The sequence below is a fragment of the Pseudotamlana haliotis genome, assembly GCF_008806375.1.
Classification (GTDB): domain Bacteria; phylum Bacteroidota; class Bacteroidia; order Flavobacteriales; family Flavobacteriaceae; genus Pseudotamlana; species Pseudotamlana haliotis.
Map to the genome: position 1 here is coordinate 224,056 of NZ_WAAT01000028.1, position 20,307 is coordinate 244,362.

The 20,307-nt window shown below is 34.7% G+C and carries 20 protein-coding genes; 10 read left to right on the forward strand and 10 right to left on the reverse strand.

Features of this window, described 5'->3' with window-relative positions; translation table 11 throughout:
* The first annotated feature begins 61 nt into the window (after nucleotides 1–61).
* The 3 genes from F6U93_RS05130 to F6U93_RS05135 are packed head-to-tail and all read left to right on the forward strand — an operon-like array spanning nucleotide 62 to nucleotide 4,720.
* Nucleotides 62–1,510 carry an ATP-binding protein gene (locus F6U93_RS05130; protein WP_150937493.1) on the forward strand — a complete coding sequence of 483 codons (1,449 nt, stop codon included), beginning with the start codon at nucleotides 62–64 and terminating at the stop codon, nucleotides 1,508–1,510.
* A gap of 1 nt (nucleotide 1,511) precedes the next feature.
* Nucleotides 1,512–2,186 (forward strand): type I restriction endonuclease, encoded by a 675-nt coding sequence (locus F6U93_RS14830; protein ID WP_225312568.1) that lies wholly within the window; start codon nucleotides 1,512–1,514, stop codon nucleotides 2,184–2,186.
* Nucleotides 2,147–4,720 carry a type I restriction endonuclease subunit R gene (locus tag F6U93_RS05135; protein ID WP_225312570.1) on the forward strand — a complete coding sequence of 858 codons (2,574 nt, stop codon included), beginning with the start codon at nucleotides 2,147–2,149 and terminating at the stop codon, nucleotides 4,718–4,720. Before F6U93_RS14830 ends, F6U93_RS05135 begins: the two co-directional genes overlap by 40 nt.
* Nucleotides 4,721–4,882: 162 nt before the next feature.
* On the opposite strand, the gene F6U93_RS05140 is transcribed toward F6U93_RS05135, so the two are convergent.
* From F6U93_RS05140 to F6U93_RS05155, 4 genes are all read right to left on the reverse strand, one after another.
* Nucleotides 4,883–6,160 carry an adenylosuccinate synthase gene (locus tag F6U93_RS05140; RefSeq protein WP_150937495.1) on the reverse strand — a complete coding sequence of 426 codons (1,278 nt, stop codon included), beginning with the start codon at nucleotides 6,158–6,160 and terminating at the stop codon, nucleotides 4,883–4,885.
* Nucleotides 6,161–6,168: 8 nt separating this feature from the next.
* Nucleotides 6,169–6,627 carry a Fur family transcriptional regulator gene (locus F6U93_RS05145; protein WP_150937497.1) on the reverse strand — a complete coding sequence of 153 codons (459 nt, stop codon included), beginning with the start codon at nucleotides 6,625–6,627 and terminating at the stop codon, nucleotides 6,169–6,171.
* A 27-nt stretch (nucleotides 6,628–6,654) separates the two neighbouring features.
* Complete coding sequence (locus F6U93_RS05150; RefSeq protein ID WP_150937499.1) at nucleotides 6,655–8,874, reverse strand: RelA/SpoT family protein; 2,220 nt, start codon at nucleotides 8,872–8,874, stop codon at nucleotides 6,655–6,657.
* 135 nt (nucleotides 8,875–9,009) lie between these two features.
* Entirely contained in the window at nucleotides 9,010–9,585 is a 576-nt protein-coding gene (locus F6U93_RS05155; protein ID WP_150937501.1) for a non-canonical purine NTP diphosphatase, read from the reverse strand.
* A 170-nt stretch (nucleotides 9,586–9,755) separates the two neighbouring features.
* Here F6U93_RS05155 and F6U93_RS05160 point away from each other — a divergent pair, with 170 nt between their 5' ends.
* Complete coding sequence (locus F6U93_RS05160) at nucleotides 9,756–10,055, forward strand: HPF/RaiA family ribosome-associated protein (RefSeq protein ID WP_150937503.1); 300 nt, start codon at nucleotides 9,756–9,758, stop codon at nucleotides 10,053–10,055.
* Between the two features lie 47 nt (nucleotides 10,056–10,102).
* On the opposite strand, the gene rlmH is transcribed toward F6U93_RS05160, so the two are convergent.
* The gene (gene rlmH, locus F6U93_RS05165) at nucleotides 10,103–10,576 is read right to left on the reverse strand and encodes a 23S rRNA (pseudouridine(1915)-N(3))-methyltransferase RlmH (RefSeq protein ID WP_150937506.1); all 474 of its coding nucleotides are present in this window, start codon (nucleotides 10,574–10,576) and stop codon (nucleotides 10,103–10,105) included.
* A 126-nt stretch (nucleotides 10,577–10,702) separates the two neighbouring features.
* Between rlmH and nadC the strand changes: the two genes are divergently transcribed.
* From nadC to priA, 3 genes are all read left to right on the forward strand, one after another.
* The gene (gene nadC / locus F6U93_RS05170; protein ID WP_150937508.1) at nucleotides 10,703–11,563 is read left to right on the forward strand and encodes a carboxylating nicotinate-nucleotide diphosphorylase; all 861 of its coding nucleotides are present in this window, start codon (nucleotides 10,703–10,705) and stop codon (nucleotides 11,561–11,563) included.
* 104 nt (nucleotides 11,564–11,667) lie between these two features.
* Nucleotides 11,668–12,609 (forward strand): YihY/virulence factor BrkB family protein, encoded by a 942-nt coding sequence (locus tag F6U93_RS05175; RefSeq protein ID WP_150937510.1) that lies wholly within the window; start codon nucleotides 11,668–11,670, stop codon nucleotides 12,607–12,609.
* 3 nt (nucleotides 12,610–12,612) lie between these two features.
* Nucleotides 12,613–15,066, forward strand: coding sequence for a replication restart helicase PriA (priA, locus tag F6U93_RS05180; protein WP_150937512.1), 2,454 nt, complete (start codon nucleotides 12,613–12,615; stop codon nucleotides 15,064–15,066).
* A 37-nt stretch (nucleotides 15,067–15,103) separates the two neighbouring features.
* Here priA and F6U93_RS05185 read toward each other — a convergent pair whose 3' ends face one another.
* Nucleotides 15,104–15,799, reverse strand: coding sequence for a LytR/AlgR family response regulator transcription factor (locus F6U93_RS05185; RefSeq protein ID WP_150937514.1), 696 nt, complete (start codon nucleotides 15,797–15,799; stop codon nucleotides 15,104–15,106).
* 208 nt (nucleotides 15,800–16,007) lie between these two features.
* Here F6U93_RS05185 and rpsF point away from each other — a divergent pair, with 208 nt between their 5' ends.
* The 3 genes from rpsF to rplI are packed head-to-tail and all read left to right on the forward strand — an operon-like array spanning nucleotide 16,008 to nucleotide 17,103.
* Nucleotides 16,008–16,346: a 30S ribosomal protein S6 gene (rpsF, locus tag F6U93_RS05190; protein ID WP_150937516.1), complete on the forward strand. Its 339-nt coding sequence runs from the start codon at nucleotides 16,008–16,010 to the stop codon at nucleotides 16,344–16,346.
* A 3-nt stretch (nucleotides 16,347–16,349) separates the two neighbouring features.
* Nucleotides 16,350–16,646 carry a 30S ribosomal protein S18 gene (rpsR, locus tag F6U93_RS05195; protein ID WP_019388303.1) on the forward strand — a complete coding sequence of 99 codons (297 nt, stop codon included), beginning with the start codon at nucleotides 16,350–16,352 and terminating at the stop codon, nucleotides 16,644–16,646.
* A 13-nt stretch (nucleotides 16,647–16,659) separates the two neighbouring features.
* Nucleotides 16,660–17,103: a 50S ribosomal protein L9 gene (gene rplI / locus F6U93_RS05200; RefSeq protein WP_150937518.1), complete on the forward strand. Its 444-nt coding sequence runs from the start codon at nucleotides 16,660–16,662 to the stop codon at nucleotides 17,101–17,103.
* A 273-nt stretch (nucleotides 17,104–17,376) separates the two neighbouring features.
* Here rplI and F6U93_RS05205 read toward each other — a convergent pair whose 3' ends face one another.
* The 4 genes from F6U93_RS05205 to F6U93_RS05220 all read right to left on the reverse strand — a co-directional run bounded on the left by F6U93_RS05205 (nucleotide 17,377) and on the right by F6U93_RS05220 (nucleotide 20,228).
* Nucleotides 17,377–17,688, reverse strand: coding sequence for a DUF6787 family protein (locus tag F6U93_RS05205; protein ID WP_317132830.1), 312 nt, complete (start codon nucleotides 17,686–17,688; stop codon nucleotides 17,377–17,379).
* Nucleotides 17,689–17,715: 27 nt separating this feature from the next.
* Complete coding sequence (locus F6U93_RS05210) at nucleotides 17,716–18,153, reverse strand: DUF6146 family protein (RefSeq protein WP_150937520.1); 438 nt, start codon at nucleotides 18,151–18,153, stop codon at nucleotides 17,716–17,718.
* A 165-nt stretch (nucleotides 18,154–18,318) separates the two neighbouring features.
* A complete protein-coding gene (locus F6U93_RS05215) occupies nucleotides 18,319–18,957 on the reverse strand; it encodes a DUF937 domain-containing protein (RefSeq protein WP_150937521.1) in 639 nt (212 codons plus the stop codon).
* Between the two features lie 320 nt (nucleotides 18,958–19,277).
* The gene (locus F6U93_RS05220; protein ID WP_150937523.1) at nucleotides 19,278–20,228 is read right to left on the reverse strand and encodes a D-2-hydroxyacid dehydrogenase; all 951 of its coding nucleotides are present in this window, start codon (nucleotides 20,226–20,228) and stop codon (nucleotides 19,278–19,280) included.
* Nucleotides 20,229–20,307: the final 79 nt, after the last annotated feature.

The following is a 20,307-nucleotide window of genomic DNA, read 5'->3' on the forward strand; positions in this document are numbered from 1 at the left end:
TGTAAAAATAACATGTTTTTTAAATGCTTATTTGTACATTTGTGTTAAATTAAGAAATAATATGAGTTTCGATACGGTTATTCCAACAGCAAAAAGAATAGAACGGCTTCAATACGAAAACCCTTGGTGGACAACTGGTAATGTACAGCAAACCTACCAGAACATGTCCAAACGTTTATATTTTAAGTTATTTTATCCTTTTGTAAAAGAAACCGATATTAAACGCGCCGTAGTACTTATGGGGCCTCGTAGGGTGGGAAAAACAGTGATGATGTTTCATACCATACAAGAGTTAATTAAAGAACATACTACACCTCAAAAGATATTTTTTATAGGCATAGACAACCCAATTTATATGCACATAAGCCTAGAGGATATTTTACTCTTAGCTAAAGAAGCCGTACAAGCAAATACCTTAGAGGGCTGTTTCGTGTTTTTTGATGAAATTCAATACTTAAAAGATTGGGAACGCCACCTTAAAGTACTGGTAGATCTGTATCCAAAAACAAAATTTGTTGTTTCTGGCTCTGCTGCGGCCGCTTTACGCATACAAAGTACAGAAAGTGGTGCGGGCAGGTTTACAGATTTTATGCTGCCGCCACTTACATTTCACGAATACATTCATTTAAAAGATTTACACCATTTGGTGCAAGCTAAAACCATAAAATATGGTGGTAAAGACATTCCTTTTTATACCACCCATGATAACAAAGCCTTTAATAAAGCCTTTATGCACTATCTTAATTTTGGGGGTTATCCAGAGGTCGTGTTGTCTGAAAAAATACAAACAGATATGGGGCGCTACATCAAAAATGATATCGTAGATAAAGTGTTGCTTAGAGATTTACCAAGTTTATATGGCATAAAAGATGTACAAGAATTAAATAGCTTTTTTACCTATATAGCCTACAATACAGGAAATGAATTTTCTTTTGAAAAACTATCTAAAGACAGTGGTATTCAAAAAGAAACCATTAAAAAATATTTAGAATATTTAGAAGCTGCATTTTTAATAAAAGTAATTCATAAAATAAACGATAACGCCAAAAAATTTAAACGAATAACTAGTTTTAAAGTATATCTAACCAACCCTTCCTTACGTACCGCACTATTTTCACCCATTATAGAAACAGATAATGAAATGGGAAACATGGTTGAAACCGCTATTTTTTCACAATGGATGCATCGTGAAAACCTCGATTTAAAATATGCCCGCTGGAAAATGGGAAGAAAAGAAGGCGAAGTGGATATTGTTTTACTAGACAATAAAATATTTAAACCCCAATGGTGTGTAGAAATAAAATGGAGCAATCGCTATGCAGAAAAACCACAGGAATTAAAGAGTTTAATTTATTTCTGCAAACAAAATAACTTTAACGCCAGTTTAGTAACATCTATTGATGCGTTAAGCAATAAAACCATTGAAGACATCAATTTAACCTTTGTACCTGCTGCAATTTACGCATACAACATAGGCGTAAATACATTAGAAATAAAATCAAGTTGGTAATATGCTCAACGAGAACACTATAGAACACGCTTTAATAGATCAATTAATTGGTCAAGGCTACACGTATTTTAACGGTACAGACATATCCCCTATTGGCAAAAATGCCCAACGAGAAAGCTTTGCATCTATATTATTAGAAAATCATTTTAAAACATCTCTTAAAAAATTAAATCCTACACTTCCAGAATCTGCTCTTTCAGAGGCCTACCAAAAAGTAATTAACCTAGGCACAGAGGATATCATGGAAAACAATGAACGTTTCCATACATTACTTAATAATGGTGTTACGGTTGAATATACCAAATCAGGTAAAACCAAAGGTATTAACTTAAAGTTGTTAGATGTTGAAAACCCAGAGCATAACAACTTTGCTGCTGTTAATCAATTGGTGGTTAAGGAAAACAACAACGAAAAACGCTTTGATCTTGTCATTTATGTAAACGGTTTACCTTTAGTTTTTATAGAGCTTAAAAGTGCCACAAGCGGAAAAGCCACTTTACGTAGAGCCTACGGTCAAATACAGAATTACAAAAAAGCCGTACCTAGTATTTTTTATTACAATGCCATTTGTGTGATTAGTGATGGTATAGATGCTGCAAGCTCTAGCCTTTCTGCCCCGTTTTCTAGGTTTTTAGAATGGAAAAAACAAAAAATGAAAAAGAAGAAAGTGGTATAGATAACCTCAAAAAGGCAGCAGAACCGGCTCCTGTTTATGGTTTCACTCCACTACAAGATATGGTGAAATATATGCTCAATAAAAAAACATTGGTTGAGCTAATACGCTATTGTACGGTTTTTGAAAAAGAAGAAAAGAAAGACGAAAATACTGGAATTATATTTCAAATTAACATCAAAAAAGTTGGTGCATATCATCAATATTATGCTGTACAAAAAGCAGTTGAACAAACTTTACGCGCAACTAATTCAAAATATGGCGATAGAAAAGTTGGTGTAGTATGGCATACACAGGGTTCTGGTAAATCCTTATCTATGGTTTTTTATAGCGGACAAATTATTACGCACCCTCAAATGGAAAACCCTACCATTGTAATACTTACAGATCGTAACGATTTAGACGACCAACTATTTAGCACCTTTGGTAATTGTGTTGGTCTATTAAGGCAAACACCCGTTCAGGCAGATAGTAGAGCGCACATAAAAGAATTGTTAAAAGTTTCTGGTGGTGGTGTAATATTCACAACCATTCAAAAGTTTGCCCCAACCGAAGGCAATGTTTATGACACTTTATCAAATAGAACCAATATTGTTGTGGTTGCTGATGAAGCGCACCGCAGTCAATATGGTTTTTCTGGTCGTGTAGTAGAAACAGATGAGGGATCTGAAATAAGGTACGGAAATGCCAAGTATTTACGAGACGCCTTACCTAATGCCTCTTACATCGGTTTTACAGGGACACCCATTGAAAAAGAAGACAAATCCACACCAGCTGTTTTTGGCGATTATATAGATGTTTACGATATCAAACAAGCGGTAGATGATGGCGCAACCGTTCCTATTAGTTATGAGTCCCGCTTAATTAAAATTAAACTAGATGAAAAAACAACTAAAGCCCTAGACGATGAAATAAATGCCATTGAAGGCGCTACCGAAGAACAGCTAGAAAAAGCCAAAAAGAAAACCGCTACTATAGATGCTGTAGTTGGGCACCCAGACCGTTTAAAAGATGTGGCCAAAGATATTGTGACGCATTTTGAAGCGCGTCAAAATGTGTTTGAAGTCAAAGCCATGATTGTAGGCATGACACGAAATATTTGTGTACGACTTTACAATGAAATAATTGCTTTAAAACCAGAATGGCATAACAACGATTTAGACAAAGGAACGATTAAAGTCATCATGACGAGTGCTACAGACGACCTCGTCATATTTCAGTCACACCACACCACTAAAAATCAAAGAAAGGATTTAGCAACAAGAATGAAAGATACCAATGATGAATTAAAATTGGTAATCGTTCGAGATATGTGGTTAACAGGTTTTGATGCACCAAGTATGCATACTTTATATGTCGATAAAAAAATGCAAGGCGCCAATTTAATGCAAGCCATAGCACGAGTAAATAGAGTTTACAAAGATAAACCAGGCGGTTTAGTGGTTGATTATATTGGAATTGGTCAAGACCTACGCAAAGCAATGGCTACCTATTTACAAAGTGGAGGAGAAGGTTCGCCAGTTGTTGATATCAAGGAAGCTATTTCAGGCATGTTAGAGAAGTTTGAAATCGTAGAGCAAATGTTTAACGCCTGCCTGCCAGAGAGGCAGGGATTTGATTTTAAGCCATATTTTAATGTAGATACGGCTCAAAAATTGCAAATATTGTTGGGTGCTCAAAACTTCATTTTAGCAGACCAAAAACTAAAAGATCGCTTTTTAAAGGAAGTGACTTTATTATCTAAGCTTTTCGCTATGTCTATTCCTAGTCCGCAAGCGGAAGTTTTAAAAGACGGCGTAGCTTTTTTTCAAGCCATAAAATCAAGATTGAACAAGTTTACAGGAAACAGCATTAAATCTGATTACGAAGTAGAAACAGGCATCAAGCAAATTGTAGATGATGCTTTGTCTAGTGATGGCGTTATTGATGTGTTTGAAGCAGCGGGGGTTAAAACACCTTCGGTTAGTATTCTTTCAGATGAGTTTTTGTTGGAAGTTAAGAATATGCAACAAAAAAATGTGGCTTTTGAACTGTTAAAAAAGCTATTGAGCGATGAAGTAAACATTAGGAAAACAACGAATTTAGCACAGGGAAAAAAGTTCTCTGAAATGTTAGAATCTGTAGTAAAACGCTATCACAACAATCAAATAGATTCAGCTCAGTTTTTAGCAGAATTGTCTGAAATTGCTAAAGAAATGCGATTTGAAGATAGCAAGTTGGAAGATTTAGGTTTAACACCAGAAGAGTATGCTTTTTATAGTGTATTGAAACAAAATGAATCAACCAATTTTTTAGAAGATGACAAAATGAAAGAGTTGATTCATACCATAGTAGATGTTATTCGAAAAAATGCTACGATAGATTGGAGTAAAAGAGATGATGTAAGAGCAAAATTAAGATTAACCGTTAAGAAAATACTCATGCGTTATGGCTATCCACCAGATATTGCAAAAATGGAAGCCGATCGTGTGTTGATACAAGGTGAAGCTTTGGCTGAAATGTTTTTTTACAAAAACAAACCGATAGACTGTAGGTAACGAGTCATGACACTTTTGCTAACATTAAATTGTTAAATACAAAAGAGGCTGTTTAAAAATTAAAATTTTCGTCATTCTGAACTTCTTCAGGCAGAAGTTCAGAATGACGTACTTTAATGCTTTTTAGGCAGCCTCTAGTATGGTAAAAAATGCTAAACGTACTTATTGTTTTCTGAAAATCGTCTGTTTTCTATCTGGACCAACTGAAACGATAGTAATCGGAATTTCTAATTCTTTTTCTAAAAATTCGATATACCCGTTTAATGCTTTTGGCATTTGAGAAGCTTCAGACATTTCAGTTAAATCTTCGTGCCATCCGTCAAATTCAGAATAAACAGGTTCAATGTTTTCTGGTTCAATATTGTATGGTAAGTGAGTGATCTCTTCACCTTTATATTTATAAGAGGTGCATACTTTTAAAGTTTTAAAACCAGAAAGTACATCACCTTTCATCATCATTAATTGGGTTACACCATTTACTTGACAAGCGTATTTTAATGCTACAAGGTCTAACCAACCACAACGTCTTGGTCTTCCTGTAGTGGCACCAAATTCGTTACCAACTTTAGCCATAGTAGCGCCGTCTTCATCAAAAAGTTCAGTAGGGAAAGGACCAGAACCCACACGAGTTGTGTAAGCTTTGAAAATTCCGAAAACTTCACCAATTTGATTTGGAGCAACTCCTAAACCTGTACAAGCTCCAGCTGCAGTGGTATTACTTGAGGTTACAAATGGATAGGTTCCAAAGTCGATATCAAGTAAAGACCCTTGAGCACCTTCAGCAAGAATGGTTTGACCAGATTTTTGAGCCTGATAGATGTATTCTTCAGAATCAATTAATTTTAAAGATTTTAAAACCTCTACAGCTTTAAAAAATTCAACTTCTAATTCTGCTAAATTGTATTCAATTTCTACATTATAGAATTTAATCATGGCTTCGTGCTTGTCAGCTAGAGCTCTATAACGCTCTTTCCAATCGCTAAGTTCTAAATCACCAACGCGAATACCATTTCTACCAGTTTTATCCATGTAAGTTGGTCCGATACCTTTAAGTGTCGATCCAATTTTAGCTTTACCTTTTGAAGCTTCACTCGCTGCATCTAACAAGCGGTGGGTTGGTAAAATAATATGTGCTTTTCTTGAAATGTGTAAAGATTTTCTATAATCTACATTTTGCGCTTCAAGTTTGTCTAGTTCACCTTTAAAAATCACAGGATCAATAACAACACCGTTTCCAACTAAATTGGTAGCATCATCATGAAAAATTCCAGAAGGAATGGTATGTAATACGTGTTTTTTACCGTTGAATACTAAAGTGTGACCTGCATTTGGTCCGCCTTGAAAACGTGCTATGATATTATAGTCTTTGGTAAGAACGTCGACAATCTTTCCTTTGCCTTCGTCACCCCATTGTAATCCTAGTAGTAAATCTACTGCCATTGTGAATATTAGTTATTTGTTTCTGATTTTCTATTTCCGTAGAAATAGAGCGAGTGGTTGTTAATTTTTATATCGAAAACTTCTTCAATCGTTTTTTTGATCGATTCAATTCTAGGGTCGCAAAACTCTATAACTTCACCGGTGTCTGTAAGAATGACGTGATCGTGTTGTCTGTCGAAGTAAGATTTCTCATAGTGTGCTTGGTTTTGCCCAAATTGGTGCTTTCTAACCAAACCACATTCTAAAAGTAATTCTATAGTGTTATAAAGAGTGGCGCGAGAAACGCGGTACTTTTTATTTTTCATATTAAGATATAGAGACTCTATATCGAAATGTTCATCACTATTATAAATTTCTTGCAAGATGGCGTAACGTTCTGGTGTTTTCCGGTGCCCTTTGTTTTCTAAAAAGCTAGTAAATACACTCTTTACGATTTCTTGATTCTTTGTATCGGTTTTTGCATTCATAATTTCCGTGGGCAAATTTACACAATTTTACACTCTAGTAACCTTATCTATACCATTAATTTTTTTAAGTTTTTCTAAAAGCTTTTTAATTATGGTGTTATTTTTTACTACAACATTGATTTTTCCTGAGAATAAACCATCATCACTTTCAAAGCTAAGACTTTTCATATTCACATGCATATTTTCTGAAACAATGGTTGTGATCTCATTAACAAGCCCAATATGATCGATACCTGTTAGCTTAATTTGCACCATAAATTCTTGCTGTGAAGAGTCCACCCATTTGGCTGTCATGATGCGGTAGGCGTAGTTGGATTGCAGGCTTACGGCATTCGGGCAGTTCTTTTTGTGGACTTTAATACCTTCAGAAACCGTTAAAAAACCAAAAACATGATCACCAGGAATGGGGTTGCAGCAATTCGCAAGTTTATAATCTAATTTTTCAGATTCCTTACCAAAAACTAAGGAGTCAAAATTGGTGGTAACCTCGTTTTTATCAAGTTCCTCTTTAGGAATACTTGCTTTTCTCGTTATTTTATTTTTGATGAACGACATTAAAGCATTGCTGCGCGAAGTCGAAAAGTTTTTAATCATCACATTGTCAATAGAGCCAATACCAACACGATAGAAAAGGTCTAAACTGGTTTTAAGTTTGAAATATCGAACCAGTTCATTGATGGTTTTCTCATTAAGCGTGATTTTTAACTGCTTTAATTTACGACGTAAAATTTCTTTACCATCTTCACCAATACGTTTTCTGTCTTCTTTAAGTGCCGATTTGATTTTACCACGCGCTCGTGCTGTCGTCGCATAATCCAACCAGTTTGGGTTTGGTTTAGCACTCTCTGAAGTTAAGACTTCTACCTGATCACCAGTTTCTAAAACATGGCTTAAAGGCACGAGTTTACCATTTACTTTAGCGCCTCTGGTTTTCATACCAATTTCGGTATGGATGCTAAAAGCAAAATCTAAGGAAGTAGCGCCTTTAGGTAGCGATTTTAGATCACCCTTAGGGGTAAAAACGAATATTTCTTGTGAATAGAGATTAAGTTTAAATTGCTCAACAAAATCAACAGCATTAATTTCAGGACTTTCTAGCGCTTCTTGTAGTCTGTTAATCCAGCTTTCTAAACTATCTTCTTTTTCTTTATCGTGTTTGTACTTGTAGTGCGCTGCGTAACCTTTTTCAGCAATTTCATTCATACGTTCGCTACGCACTTGAACTTCAACCCAACGGCCTTTAGGTCCCATAACCGTAATATGTAAAGCTTCATAACCTGTGGTTTTTGGTGATGTAATCCAATCGCGTAAACGCATGGGGTTGGGTCTAAAGTGATCGGTTACGATGGAGTAAATTTTCCAGGCTTGGAATTTCTCATCGGCAGGCTCACTTTTATAAATAATTCTAATAGCGAATTTGTCGTAAACTTCATCAAAGGAAACTCCTTGATTCATCATTTTCTTTCTAATTGAAAAAATTGATTTTGGTCTTCCTTTAATAGAATATTCGAAGTTTTCTTTATCAAGTGCTTGTTTTATGACCTCGCTAAACTGTTCGATATATAAATCTTGTTCTTCCTTGCTTTCTTTTATTTTAAAAAGAATGTCGTTATAAACATCGGGCTCGGTATATTTTAAACTTAAGTCCTCAAGCTGGGTTTTAATGTTATACAAGCCAATACGATGCGCAAGCGGCGCATAAATGTATAAGGTTTCAGAGGCGATTTTGTCCTGTTTGTCAGGGCGCATGGAATCCATGGTTTGCATATTATGCAACCTGTCGGCTATTTTAATGATGATCACACGAACATCATCATTAAGTGTGAGGAGCATTTTACGGAAATTCTCAGCTTGTAAGGAGACATCCATGTCTTTTTCCTTACTAAGCGAAGATATTTTGGTGAGACCCTCAACAATCCGGGCTATGGTTTTACCAAAGCGGTTTTCAATATCTTTTATTTCATAATCGGGGCTATCTTCAACAACATCATGTAGTAATGCTGCTGCAATAGATGTGGCATCCAACCCGATTTCTTGAGCAACAATTTTGGCCACAGCAATGGGATGGAAAATGTAAGCTTCTCCCGATTTTCTTCGTTGATTTTTGTGTCCGTCTAATGCAACTTCAAAGGCGCTTCTAATAAGTTTTTTATCCTCAGTAGAAAGTGTAGTATAACTAACTTTAAGTAATTCTTTGTAGGCCTTTGCAATGGTTGCATTTTCTTTTTCAATAGCTTCCTCTGTCATAATTTAAAAATAACATAAAGAAAATTAACAAGCAACATGCGCTATGTATTTTTAAGTATTCTTAAGTAAAAAGGGTGCGTAAAAAGTATTTGAAATCCTAAGACTACAAAAATGTAAAGATGATAAGTAATCCTCTTATCTTTTATTTAAAAAATCAACTAATTGAGCAACGGCTTTTCCTCGATGACCTATTCTATTTTTTAGGCTCAGTGGCATTTCAGCAAAAGTTTCGCTGTAGCCTTGAGGTTTAAAAATAGGATCATAACCAAAACCTTCTTCACCAGTTTTGCTTGTCGTTATTTCACCTTGGCAAATTCCTGTAAAGGTTTCTAGTTTGTCATCAATGTGTAGCGCAATAACGGTTTTAAACTGGGCTTTTCTGTTGGTTTGGTTGTCAAGTTTGGTGAGTAACTTGTTCATGTTGTCATCGGCGTTTTTTTGTTCGCCAGCATAACGGGCTGAATACACACCAGGGGCGCCGTCTAGAGCCTCAACTTCTAAACCGGTATCGTCTGCAAAACAATCGTAGCCATAATGTTCTTTAATGTAAATTGTCTTTTGAATGGCATTACCTTCAATGGTAGCTTGCGTTTCAGGGATGTCTTCTAAGCAGCCAATATCTTTTAAACTTAATAAACTAATATGGTCTGGAATTAAAGCCTGAACTTCTTTGACTTTATTTAAGTTGTTGGTGGCGAAAACAATTTGCATAATATGATCTTATAAAGGTCTTCAAAAGTACTATTATATTAAGTGATATGAAAATGTATTCAAACGGATTCTACTGAAAACTTTAATATCGTTTTATGATAATTGTTGTGTTTAAATTTTAAAAAATCTAGTATCTTCGGATAGATTATTAACCTTAAAAGTGTTTAATTATGATAGTAAATTTTCAATATGTAGGGGTAGATGTAAGTGACACACTTTCTGAATTCACCAAAGAAAAGTTAAAGAAAATATTTGATAGATACGAGTTTTTAATAAGTGCAGAAGTGCATTTTAAACAAGACGAAAAAGATCACGATGCAGGAAAAATTTGTAATATAGAATTGAGCTTACCAGGGCCTAGGATTTTTGCCACATCTAATGAACGTAATTTTGAGGTTTCGGTAAGAGAAACGGTTAGTGATTTAGAGCGTCAACTTAAAAAAAGAAAAGAAGTTTATAAAACACATTAATATAAAGCTTGCTTTGTAGTGCTTGAAAACTAAAATCTGAAAATAAATCATCTATGATGATAAGGTTCATTTCTTAAAATTGTAAAACCTCGATAAAGTTGTTCAATAAAAAATAAGCGAATCATTTGATGGGAAAAGGTCATTTTAGACAATGATATTTTCCCATTCGCTGTTTTATAAACTTCCTCTGAAAACCCATACGGCCCGCCAATCACAAAAACGACTTGTTTAATTCCAGAATTCATATGTTTTTGTAAATAGTTTGAAAAGGCTACAGAATCATGCATTTTTCCGTTTTCATCTAATAAAACTAAAGCGTCTGTAGTATTTATCTTGCTTAAAATCAGGGTGCCTTCCTTTTTTTTCTGTTCTTCCTCGCTTAAATGCTTCGAATTTTTTATGTCAGGAATAACCTCCAAATTGAACTTAATATAGAAGTTTAATCGTTTGATATAATCGTCAATTAATAACGTAAGTTGTTTATTATCAGTTTTTCCAATAGCAATAAGTTTAATTGTCATAAGTAAAAAATTCTATGTGCATTTTATGAATAATGCATTAAAATAGCAATTAATTTAAAATTTCGTAAATGTAAAATTTAATAAAGTGAATCTATTTATTATTTTTGCTGCAAACAAGTTTTATTTATGATTACACAAGAGCAATTTGATTCGGAGTTGAAAATGATTATTTCTAACGCGATTAGAGAGGATGTTGGAGATGGAGATCATAGTTCATTAGCTTGTATTCCTGAGAATGCACGAGGGAAGGCTAAGCTTTTAGTAAAAGACAAAGGTATTATTGGCGGGGTGAATTTCGCTAAGAAGGTCTTTGCTTATGTAGATAAAAACTTGAAATTAGATATTCGCATTGAAGATGGTGCCGAAGTGACTTACGGTGATGTCGTGATGTATGTTGAAGGGCCTACGCAATCCATCTTAAAAGCAGAACGTACGGTGCTTAACGCTATGCAGCGTATGAGTGCTATTGCGACTAAAACTAGAATGTTTGTTGATTTATTAGAAGGTACCAAAACACACATTTTAGATACCCGTAAAACGACACCAGGTATTCGTGTTCTTGAAAAATGGGCTGTTAAAATTGGTGGTGGTGAAAACCACAGATTTGCATTATACGATATGATTATGCTTAAAGATAATCACATTGATTTTGCAGGAGGTATTACTAAGGCCATCGAAATGACTAAAGATTACTTACAGGAAACAGGTAAAAATCTACAAATCATGGTCGAAGCTAGAAACCTTTTTGAGGTGGAAGAGATTTTACAGAATGATGGGGTGTACAGAATTTTACTCGATAACTTCGATTATGAAGATACTAGAAAAGCCGTGAAAATGATTGGAGACAAGTGTCTTACAGAATCTTCAGGTAATATTAATGAAGCCACCATTAGACATTATGCGGAGTGTGGTGTGAATTATATTTCTTCTGGAGCATTAACGCATTCGGTTTATAACATGGACTTAAGTTTAAAGGCGGTAAAATAAGCTTCAACGGCTTATCGAATTTGAATTAATTATACCTTATTATACTTAAAAGACACTTTTAATTTTAATAACTTTGTTTTGTATTCAAAAAAAACAAGTTGTTAATGACCAAGCCAATTGAAGATAAATTTGACAAAATTCCGGTTGTTAGTCTTTTGGTTCGGTTTTTAAAACGCATTAAGCTTCCTGGTTTAGAAGGTTTATCGCTTTACGATTTATTAGAGCTTTATATTACTGGGATTATAAAAGGCGCTGTAACGACCCGCGCCAGTGCGATTGCTTTTAGTTTCTTTACGGCGGTTTTTCCATTCTTGCTTTTTGTTTTAATTATCATCCCATATATACCGGTTGATAACTTTAAACATGAGTTTTTGGTGTTTCTTGATTCCTTTCTTCCTGCAACAACATCCGACTTTTTCTTTGAAAATATTTTTGAAAATATTGAGCAATCACAGCGAGGCGGCTTACTGTCATCTGTTTTTGTATTGTCAGTATTATTAATGGCTAATGGGGTAAATGCTGTATTTACTGGTTTTGAAAGTTCTTATCATGAACAAATAACGCGAACCGCTTTTAGGCAATATTTATATGCTTTGGGAATAGCTTTAATATTAGCCTTTTTGCTCATTTTTACCATTGCTATTTTAGGCTATGTTCAAATTTATGTGGTTCAAGAGTTGTTAAGGGCGTTTCGTGGTGATGGTTTTGAAGCCGAAGAGAAAGCGGTGTTTTGGACCAAAATGGTGCAGTCTGTATTCTTTGTTATTATGGTATATTTATCAGTTTCGACACTTTATTATTTCGGAACCAAAGAAGGAAAAGAGTCTCGGTTTTTTTCAGCTGGAGCACTTTTTACAACTTTACTCATTATAGTAAACTCCTTTTTATTTGGGGTTTACATTGAAAATTTTAGTCAGTATAACAAACTATACGGTTCTATCGGGGCGCTTTTAATACTTCTTTTCTATTTGTGGTTAAATTCTAATATTCTATTATTGGGATACGAGCTAAACGCTTCATTGAATAAACTTAGAAAAACGACTTAGTTGATGGTAGATTTTATAGATGTTATTATTCCAATTCCGTTAAAAAAACTATTTACTTATACGGTAACCCAAGCTGAGGCTGCCTTTTTAAAGCCAGGCATGCGTGTAGCTGTGCCTTTTGGGAAATCTAAAATATATACCGGTATTGTTTTTAGCATTCATAAAGAAGCGCCTGCTGCTTATGAAGCTAAGGATGTTCAGCAGATTTTAGACGACAAACCTGCTGTTAACAGTCAGCAATTACAATTTTGGGGGTGGATTGCTAGCTATTACATGTGCACGCTTGGTGATGTGATGCGGGCTGCCTTGCCTAGTGCTTTTATTCTAGAAAGTGAAACCGTAGTAAGTAAAAGTAAAGTGCATCTTGCTGATGAATCTATTTTAAAAGATGATGAATTTTTAATTTATGAAGCGCTGCAACATCAATCGAGCCTTAAAATTCATGATATTTCAAATATTTTAGGAAAGAAAAATGTGCTTCCCGTAATTAAGCGCCTTATTGAAAAGGAAGCGATTACGGTTGAAGAAGAAGTTTACGAAAAGTACAAGCCTAAATTGGTGCGCTATGTTAAGCTGCATAACAGTTACACCAGCGAAAAGGATTTTCATGAGCTGATGGAAGAGTTAGGTAGAGCTCCTAAACAGCGTGAGGTGGTCTTAACTTTGTTTTCAATTTCGGCAAAGACTAAAAAACCAGTAAAGGTTACCGATTTAGTTGCTGATAGCGGGGCGTCGTCTTCTATTATAAAAGCATTAGTCGATAAAGGTATTCTTGAAGAATATCATATTCAAACGGATCGTGTGGAGTATTCTGGAGACGATACGTCCGATTTAAAACAATTAAATGAACACCAAGAAAAAGCTTTAAAAACCATACAAACTAGTTTTGAAACCCATAGTGTGACCTTGTTGCATGGGGTAACTTCTTCAGGGAAAACTGAAGTGTATGTAAAACTTATAGAGTCGGTGATTAATGAAGGGAAGCAGGTGTTGTATTTACTTCCCGAGATTGCTTTAACCACGCAGTTAATTACGCGTCTTCAGAATTATTTCGGAGAAAAAGTAGCTGTGTTTCACTCGAAATACTCAGTTCAAGAGCGTGTTGAGGTATGGAATCATGTACTAAATCATTCCGCCAAAGCGCAAATCGTTTTAGGGGCACGCTCCTCGATATTTTTACCCTTTTCAAATTTAGGACTTATTGTGGTTGATGAAGAGCACGAGCAGTCGTTTAAGCAGTTTGACCCCGCGCCACGCTATCATGCTCGTGATGCTGCCGTGGTGTTATCGCATGTGCATAAAGCCAAAACCTTATTAGGCTCGGCAACACCAAGTTTAGAAAGTTATTACAATGCCAAACAAAATAAATATGGCTTTGCTGAATTGACGGTGCGTTATAATAATGTTTTAATGCCTGATATTGAATTGGTTGATGTCAAGGAAAAGCAGAAGAAAAAACGCATGAAAGGCCATTTTAGCGATAGACTTATTGAAGAGATGACAGAAGCCTTAGCGGAAGGTCATCAAATTATTTTGTTTCAAAACCGTCGTGGATTTTCACCTATCGTAGAGTGTAAAACCTGTGGTCATGCACCCGAATGTCCTAATTGTGATGTGAGTTTGACGTTTCATCAGTATAGAAATCAATTGCGTTGCCATTATTGTGGTTATCAAGCCGCGATGATACAAGATTGTATGGCTTGTGGTGGACAAGATTTAGACAGTAAAGGCTTTGGTACCGAACAAATAGAAGAGGAGGTAAAATTGTTATTTCCAGATCATAAGGTGGGGCGTATGGATTTAGATACCACGCGTGGTAAATATGGTTACGAAAAAATTATAACGGCGCTAGAGCAACAAGAAATTGATATTTTAGTGGGTACACAAATGCTTACCAAGGGTTTAGATTTTAGAAACGTAAAGTTGGTGGGTATCATGAATGCTGATAATATGCTTAATTTTCCTGATTTTAGAGCGCACGAACGCAGTTTTCAATTGATGTTACAAGTGGCGGGTCGTGCTGGTCGAACAGAGGAACGTGGTAAGGTATTGATTCAAACGTATAATCCGCATCACAATATTTTACAGCAGGTGTCTACTAATAATTACACCGAGATGTTTAAGGAGCAGATGAACGATCGTTATAATTTTAAATATCCGCCTATTTACAAGCAGATTAAAATCACTTTAAAGCATAAGGATTTTAATCGTGTGGAGACGGCGTCTATTTGGTTTGCTAAATCCCTGCGTCAGGTTTTTGGAGAACATGTTTTAGGTCCAGAAGCACCACCTGTAGCGCGTATTAGGAATCAATTTCATAAAAATATCTTAGTGAAAATCCCGAAGCAACAGTCTTTAGCAAAAACAAAAGAAGCTATCATTAAAATAAATAATAGCTTCGCGAGTGTAAAAGATTTTAGATCTGTTAGAGTAATTTTAAATGTCGATAACTTCTAATCTTAAATTAATAATCTGTTTATAATTGATATAAACTTTAAATATTATTTAAAGCGTCTACTAGTTGTGTTTTCTTGTTTCTACTTAAAGGAATTTCATAAGCACCAACTTCAACATTCTTACTATTGAATCTGTCAATTTTATCCAAATTAACAATGTATGATTTATGAATTCTTAAAAATTTGCCTTCTGGTAATTCTGCTTCAAACGATTTCATTGTAGAAAGTACAACTAAACTGTTCTCTTCGGTTACGAGTTTTACGTAATCACCAAGGGCTTCAATCCATTTGATGTCCTTAATATATACCTTACGTTTTTTAAGGTTGCTTTTTACAAAAATGTGTTCACCATCTTCTTCACTAAAATCTTGAGTCAATCGGTGTTGCTCTAAGGCTTTGTCTACAGAAGTATTAAAACGTTCTCTGGTGATAGGTTTGTGTAAATAATCGGTTGCGTCGTAATTGAAAGCTTTAAAAGCATACTCGGTTTTACCGGTTACAAAAATAATTTGAGGTTTATTGTTTAAAACATCTAACAATTCAAATCCATTAAGTACAGGCATTTCAATATCTAAAAAGATCAAATCTACTTGGTGCGTATTTAAACCATTTTTTGTTTCTAAAGCACTACTATATTCGGCAATCAGGTTGAGAGAGGGGTGGTTCTCGACTAATTTAACAATAGAGAGGCGTTGTATTGCTGAATCGTCTACCACTACACAGTTTAAAGTCATAACAATTTATATTTCGGTTAAGGTATCGACAATAATACAAAAAATTCGGTTAAAAACCAAAAAACATCGGTAAAGCGTTGTTGTCTAAGTATTTTGCTGAAATTTTTACTAAAAAATTTGTTTGTAAAATTTAGTGCTTCTTATGTTGTGTAATATATAGAAATTAATTACTTTTGCAGCCAATTTTTAACAATAAAATACGATTTTTATGAATCATTATGAAACTGTTTTCATCTTAAATCCCGTTTTATCTGAAGATCAGGTAAAGGAAACAGTAAAGAAATACGAAGACTTTCTTGTTTCTAACGGCGCTAAGATGATAGCTAAAGAAGATTGGGGACTAAAAAAATTAGCTTACCCAATTCAGAACAAGAAAAGTGGTTTTTATCACTTATTCCAGTACCAAGTATCTGGTGAAGTAATTGATGCTTTAGAAGTAGAGTTTAGACGTGATGAGCGTTTTATGCGTTATTTAACAGTAGCTTTAGATAAGCACGCTGTTTCTTGGGCAGAGAGAAGAAGAGAAAAACTTAAACAAAAAGCTTAATTTATGTCATCAATAGAACAACAATCAAAAGGAAAAAAAGACGGCGAAATTAGATATTTAACGCCTCTTAATATTGAAACAAATAAGCAAAAGAAATATTGTCGTTTCAAAAAATCTGGTATTAAATATATCGATTATAAAGATCCAGATTTCTTATTAAAGTTTGTAAACGAGCAAGGTAAAATTTTACCAAGACGTTTAACAGGAACTTCATTAAAGTATCAAAGAAAAGTGTCTGTTGCTGTAAAAAGAGCACGTCACTTAGCTTTAATGCCTTACGTAGCAGATTTATTAAAATAAAATACCGATAACAATGGAACTTATATTAAAACAAGACGTTGAAAATTTAGGATTTAAAGACGATGTTGTAACAGTTAAGAACGGTTATGGTAGAAACTTTTTAATTCCTCAAGGTCAGGCAATTTTAGCTACAATTTCTGCAAAGAAAGTATTAGCTGAGAACTTAAAGCAACGCGCTTATAAAGAGAAGAAAATAGTTGAAGATGCTAACAAAATCGCAGAAGCGCTTAAAGCATTAGAAATTAAAATACCTGCTAAAGTTGGTACAGGAGACAAATTATTTGGTTCTGTAAACAACATTGATTTAGCTGAAGCTTTAGAAAAAGAAGGTCAATCAATTGAGAAAAAATTCATCACTGTAACTACTGTAAAACGTTTAGGTAAATATACTGCCGTTATTCGTTTACACAGGGAAGTAACAGTAGATTTAGAATTCGAAGTTGTTGCTCAAGCTTAATCGCTAAACGCATTCAATACATTATAAAAGCTGTCCAATTTGGGCAGCTTTTTTTTTGCTCTTATTTGTGAAAATCAGTGTAACCTATGTCTAGATTTTATGATAATCTTTTGGGAAGCCCGAGTTACAAACTCGAATTAGCGGTAAAAACTTAGATTTTTAAATTGAAAATAAAATCCTTACGTAACATTAAAAGAGTAGGTGTTCGAGCGAAGTCGAGAACATTTCTGACTATTAAAAAAGTAGTAAAATTGCGTCTTGAGTTTAAAAGCTCTAGTCTACAAAACGCCTCAATCCAATTCTGCGAAGCATTTTCTTTTCAAAATTCCAAAAGAATTTAAACTGACCAAATAGCCATCCAAAGAAGACAAGCATAAATTGATACATGACGAATAGTAAAAGAATACGTACGACCCAATAGCCAAATACGCCAAGGGTTTCAGTAGTTATACTAAGGTGTTGTAAAATCGGTTTTCCGATGTAAGAAGCTGTTGAACCCGTAACAGAGAACACAATCAAAATGACTATGATTTCCCAGTTATGTTCAATATCCCAACGTGTTTTTAGTTTCTCCACAAATTTCATTTGACTGCAAAAGTAATTAAAACTTAATTAAATCCTAGGAACATAAGGTCCTAATCTTTGTTTATAGGTGAGTTGAAAATAAATAAAATAATTGTAAAGTAGGTAGTTTACTTCGTAACCATAGTCGGTGACTTGATTGTAGTTTATTTGTAATTCATATAAGCTTGGCGAATAACGCTGCGGTTGCAATACGCGCTGGTTCCATTCTATAACATAGATTTGGTTTCTGTTTTCTAAATAAGTTTGAGAATAATAACCTCTAGGTTTTGCTTGGCTTGCTACCCAATAATTAAAACCAGGGTCGATAATGATGATTTCGTATTCAGCTTCTTCATTGGCAATCGTAACGGTGTCATTATCCTTTAGAGCTTCTAAGTTTTCATTTTGTTTAGAAGTTATTGACTTAGTCGTGTTACAACTGAAAATAGAACTAGCAACAAGTATAATGTAGAGGGTGTACTTCATGAGGAATATGCTATTTAAAGTGAGAGACTTTTCAATGAGAAGCCTTCTTTAAATGGAGTTATTAATATAGATAAAACATAATACAATGAGAAATATTCTGAGTTAAAATAGAAGAGCCTGTGTTAAATTATTCACAGGCTCTTAAATTATAGTATGTTTTTTTAATTATTTTCCGCCAAACAAGCTGCCTAGCATGCCACCTAAATCATTTTTATTATTGCTACCACCTAGCATCATACCGGCTACATCATCAATAACGCTGCCATCGCCATCAGCATCTAGCATGTTTTCTAAGAAGTTTTGCTCTTGTCCAGCTGAGTTGCCACCCATAAGGCCACCTAAAAGGTTTCCTAAATCGTTAGAGTTGTTGACATTGTTTTGTCTGCTCTGCTTACCTAAAACACCTAATAAAAGTGGCGCTGCAATTTTTAGAATCTGGCTTACTGAATTGGCGTCCATTCCAGATTTAGCGCCTAAAGTGTTCTCAATATGTTGTTGTTTTGAGCCTAATACATGGCCTAGGATGTTGCTGCCATCGTTCAGGACACTAGAATCTACACCACCTTCAAATAAGCCTCCTAAATTGTCTAAAATGCTGCCGTCATGTTTGTTGTTTAAAGCATTCATTAGGCCTTCAGCCCCTTGTGGAGAGTTGGCGTTGCGTTTCATGGCAGCTGTTAATAAAGGGAGGGCCATGGTTAAAACATCTTGTGTTTTATTTTGTGGTTGATTGGTTTGTCCAGCAACACCATCAACAATGGATTTTCCGAGGTCGCTGTTTAATAGATCTAATATTCCAGACATGATTTTTAGGTTTAATACCAATTATAATCTAAAATGAGCCCTATAATTTGTTTCTATTAAAATCATATTTTAATAAAAAATAAAACCGTAGCGCTACTATGCTTTGATTTTGTATTTCATATGAATCCAATATATTCCCAATTATTTAGGGCGCCTTTTAAATCATAATTGGTATAATTAATTAAATTTTTAAAGGAGCTTTAAGGTACAAAAAAAGTCCTAACAAATTCTGTTAGGACTTTTTAATATCTAAATCAATTGGATTTATAAAGTAGGTAAACCTGACTTTGGTTTTAAAAGTGCGTTTAGGGCACTAAAAACTATCCAAGAATACTGATAATTTGTTCAGCTAATTCAGTACCAATTCTATCTTGAGCTTCGTTAGTTGCCGCACCAGTATGTGGTGTTAATGATAAAGCTGGGTTCATTAATAACTGAATTTCTGGTTTAGGTTCTTTTTCAAAAACATCTAAAGCTGCTCTAGAAACTTTACCACTTTCTAATGCTTTTACTAATGCTACTTCGTTAACCACACCACCACGTGCTGCGTTAGCGATGATAACACCATCTTTCATGATGTTAAATTCAGCTTCATCAATTACATAATCATCCTGTGCAGGAACGTGTAAAGAGATGAAATCAGCTTGTTTTAAAACCTCTTCTTTAGAAATAGTTTCAATTTCAAAGCTTACTTTTTGTCCGTCAAAGAAATCTAATTCTAAGTTCGCTTTATCCAAGAAAGGATCGAAAGCAACAACTTTCATACCAGCTCCTAAGGCTACTTTAGCAGTGGCTTGACCAATACGACCAAAACCTAAAACCCCTAAAGTTTTACCTTTTAATTCAGTTCCTTTAGCGTAAGCTTTCTTTAAGCCTTTAAAGTTTTGATCGCCTTCTAAAGGCATATCTCTATTTGAGTTATGTAAGAAACGTGCTAATCCGAAAAAGTGACCGAAAACTAATTCAGCAACAGAGTGTGAAGAGGCTGCAGGTGTATTAATAACACTAAGACCTTTTTCTCTAGCGTACTCTACATCAATATTATCCATACCAACACCACCACGACCAATAATTTTTAATCCTGGGCAGGCATCGATTAAGTCTTTACGTACCGTAGTTGCACTTCTAACTAATAAAACAGCGATGTCTTTTTCGTTAATGTAATTGATTAATTGCTCTTGTGCTACGGTTGTAGTGATGACTTCGTATCCTGCTTTTTCAAGGGCGTCAATACCACTTTGTGAAATACCGTCGTTTGCTAATACTTTCATTGTTTTGTTATTTTATATTTCCGCGAAAGCGAAAAACTTAATAGTTATTATTTAGTTGAATTTTTGAGTGTCCACTTCC

Bases quoted from the DNA above. Each gene is read 5' to 3' on its own strand.
- priA (WP_150937512.1), top strand. From the start codon at position 12,613: ATGGTAGATTTTATAGATGTTATTATTCCAATTCCGTTAAAAAAACTA.
- F6U93_RS05155 (WP_150937501.1), bottom strand. From the start codon at position 9,585: ATGCAAATTGTTTTCGCCACCAACAACTTAAATAAAGTCAAAGAAGTT.
- rplI (WP_150937518.1), top strand. From the start codon at position 16,660: ATGGAACTTATATTAAAACAAGACGTTGAAAATTTAGGATTTAAAGAC.
- F6U93_RS05145 (WP_150937497.1), bottom strand. From the start codon at position 6,627: ATGAATGCAAAAACCGATACAAAGAATCAAGAAATCGTAAAGAGTGTA.
- rpsF (WP_150937516.1), top strand. From the start codon at position 16,008: ATGAATCATTATGAAACTGTTTTCATCTTAAATCCCGTTTTATCTGAA.
- F6U93_RS05135 (WP_225312570.1), top strand. From the start codon at position 2,147: ATGGAAAAAACAAAAAATGAAAAAGAAGAAAGTGGTATAGATAACCTC.
- F6U93_RS05215 (WP_150937521.1), bottom strand. From the start codon at position 18,957: ATGTCTGGAATATTAGATCTATTAAACAGCGACCTCGGAAAATCCATT.
- rlmH (WP_150937506.1), bottom strand. From the start codon at position 10,576: ATGACAATTAAACTTATTGCTATTGGAAAAACTGATAATAAACAACTT.
- F6U93_RS05160 (WP_150937503.1), top strand. From the start codon at position 9,756: ATGATAGTAAATTTTCAATATGTAGGGGTAGATGTAAGTGACACACTT.
- F6U93_RS14830 (WP_225312568.1), top strand. From the start codon at position 1,512: ATGCTCAACGAGAACACTATAGAACACGCTTTAATAGATCAATTAATT.
- F6U93_RS05150 (WP_150937499.1), bottom strand. From the start codon at position 8,874: ATGACAGAGGAAGCTATTGAAAAAGAAAATGCAACCATTGCAAAGGCC.
- rpsR (WP_019388303.1), top strand. From the start codon at position 16,350: ATGTCATCAATAGAACAACAATCAAAAGGAAAAAAAGACGGCGAAATT.
- F6U93_RS05140 (WP_150937495.1), bottom strand. From the start codon at position 6,160: ATGGCAGTAGATTTACTACTAGGATTACAATGGGGTGACGAAGGCAAA.
- nadC (WP_150937508.1), top strand. From the start codon at position 10,703: ATGATTACACAAGAGCAATTTGATTCGGAGTTGAAAATGATTATTTCT.
- F6U93_RS05175 (WP_150937510.1), top strand. From the start codon at position 11,668: ATGACCAAGCCAATTGAAGATAAATTTGACAAAATTCCGGTTGTTAGT.
- F6U93_RS05220 (WP_150937523.1), bottom strand. From the start codon at position 20,228: ATGAAAGTATTAGCAAACGACGGTATTTCACAAAGTGGTATTGACGCC.
- F6U93_RS05210 (WP_150937520.1), bottom strand. From the start codon at position 18,153: ATGAAGTACACCCTCTACATTATACTTGTTGCTAGTTCTATTTTCAGT.
- F6U93_RS05130 (WP_150937493.1), top strand. From the start codon at position 62: ATGAGTTTCGATACGGTTATTCCAACAGCAAAAAGAATAGAACGGCTT.
- F6U93_RS05205 (WP_317132830.1), bottom strand. From the start codon at position 17,688: ATGAAATTTGTGGAGAAACTAAAAACACGTTGGGATATTGAACATAAC.
- F6U93_RS05185 (WP_150937514.1), bottom strand. From the start codon at position 15,799: ATGACTTTAAACTGTGTAGTGGTAGACGATTCAGCAATACAACGCCTC.